The organism is Streptomyces sp. NPDC033221 (genome assembly GCF_055577005.1).
This window is the reverse complement of the sequence record NZ_JBVIQN010000092.1, coordinates 1-1,999: the sequence shown is the minus strand read 5'-3', so window position 1 is coordinate 1,999 and position 1,999 is coordinate 1. Positions and strand designations below refer to the sequence as shown.

The 1,999-nt window shown below is 72.1% G+C and carries 2 protein-coding genes and 1 pseudogene; 2 read left to right on the top strand and 1 reads right to left on the bottom strand.

The features are described from left to right. A pseudogene (locus tag ACZ53K_RS42635) lies at positions 1–197 on the bottom strand (hypothetical protein); the annotation flags it as partial. 15 nt (positions 198–212) lie between these two features. On the opposite strand from ACZ53K_RS42635, the gene ACZ53K_RS42630 reads away from it, so the two are divergent. Both ACZ53K_RS42630 and ACZ53K_RS42625 read left to right on the top strand, forming a co-directional pair. Further along, positions 213–527, top strand: coding sequence for a MarR family transcriptional regulator (locus ACZ53K_RS42630; RefSeq protein ID WP_468848525.1), 315 nt, complete (start codon positions 213–215; stop codon positions 525–527). 436 nt (positions 528–963) lie between these two features. Continuing rightward, positions 964–1,425: a lamin tail domain-containing protein gene (locus tag ACZ53K_RS42625; protein WP_468848523.1), complete on the top strand. Its 462-nt coding sequence runs from the start codon at positions 964–966 to the stop codon at positions 1,423–1,425. The last annotated feature ends 574 nt before the right edge of the window (positions 1,426–1,999 follow it).

Below are 1,999 nucleotides of genomic sequence, written 5' to 3'. Positions count from 1 at the left end.
TCCCGGGCGATCTTCAGCCGGGACAGCCTCTGCTCAGCCGACGCGAGCCTCTCAGTCACCTCGGCTAACTGTTTGCGGAGTTCTTCCACCCGTGCGCGGGCCTCGGACTCCCGCTGCTCGAGTTCTTCGATATGTATCGGGGTGCGTGAAGGGACGATCGGCAGGCTGGGCAGACGGACGGAGTGCCCACGCCGCATACCGAATGGACCTTCGTGACCAGCCATGCCCGGGTGCTGGCCGCCATCGCCGACGATCACCACCTCCGCATCCGCGGCATCGCGGCCCGGTGCCGGCTGACCGAGCGCGCCGTCCTCAAGATCATTGCGGATCTGGAGCAGGACGGCTACCTCTCCCACACCCGCACGGGGCGCACCGACACCTACGAGATCACTCCCGGCAAGGTACTGCGCCACCCGGCCGAAGCCGGGATGGGCCTGACCGTGGCCTCCCTGCTTACCCTGCTCGTCCAGGACGAGGCGGACCGCACCGCGCAGCCCAGCGGCCCTTCGCACCACAGCACGGCCTGATGCCTTCCGGGACGGGCGCCGCACGGCGCACCGCGGCCCGGCCGGAGTCGGTTTCGGTGAAGCGGCCAAGTCCGTCCGCTTCGCGGCCGTAGCGCGCGAGCGGCCTGGCGGAAGGGGTCCGCTCACAGGTTGGCGTGGTGCCACGCCCGTACGGGAGGCCACACTCCAGAGGGACGGGCGTCCCGGCCTGGTCGGTTGCCGCAGCTCAGCGAGACGGCGCGGTCCGGCCCGACAGGGGCGTGTGATCGCCGTGCGCGCGGGGGCGTGCACTGCGGGCGCACCGGGGGTGTGCATATGTCCGTGTTCTGTAATGGGCAGTCCGATGTTCAACCACGGCCGGGCGGGTGGGCGCACAGTGAGGTCCGCCCGGCAGCCGTCCGGGCATTACACCCCGCCGGTCCTGCCTTCGAGCAGGACTGTTCGCAGGAGGTTCGCCATGATCCGCACCGCTCGCCTGGCCGCCGTCGCCCTCGGCTCGGCCGCCGTGGTCACCGCCGCCGCACTGCCCGCCTCCGCCGCCGGCGCCCACACCCCGCCGGCCCTCCACCGCTCTCCCGTCGTCATCGGCGCGGTCCAAGCCGACAGCCCCGGCCGTGACGACGGCTCCAACCGGTCCCTGAACGCCGAGTGGGTCACCGTGAAGAACACCGGCCGCCGGGCGGTCAGCCTCGACGGCTGGACCCTGACCAGCGGGCACACCCACAAGAGCTACCGCTTCCACCACCTGCGCCTGGGCGGCCACCAGGAGGTGCGGGTGCACACCGGCAAGGGCCGTGACACCTGGCGCGATGTGTACCAGGACCGCCGTGACTACGTGTGGGACAACCACCGCGACACCGCCACCCTGCGCAACGACCACCGCCGCGTCATCGACACCAAGCACTGGGGCCGCCGCTGACCGCCGCTCCGGGGCCGCCGTCCGGCGGCCCCGGACGTCCGGGTGCGCCGCAGCCGAGGGAGGGCCGCGGCGCACCGCCCTGTCTGGGATGCCGCGCGACCGTACGGCTGCGCACGACGGCCAGTTCCCGGCCTGTAACCCCGGGCGGGGACCGGCACAATGGCCCCGCCCCCGACCTGTGAGACACCCGGCCTCAGTTCGGCATAGGGGGAACACCATGCTCCCGACCCTGGCCATGCACGGCTGCCCGGCCGAACACCACCGCGTTCACGTGGAGAACGGAGTCGTGGTCGGTGAGGAGTGCGTGCGGTGCGGCTACCGGATCACCTACGAGGCTGCCGGCCGCAATCGCCGTTTCCCGCCTCCGCGCCCAAGGCCCTTACAGCCGACCGAGGAAATGAGATCTCCGCATTCCTGAGCGACGTCCCCGGCAAGGCGGGCGCGATGTGCGGGGTGCGGGGTGCGGGGGGGGGGGTGTGTCCCCCCCCCCCCCCCGGCGGTGCGCCCCACACCACGCGCCCTCCCCAGCATCCTTTCCTTCTCCCACCCCTTCCCCTCCCAGGAGAGTGGAAGA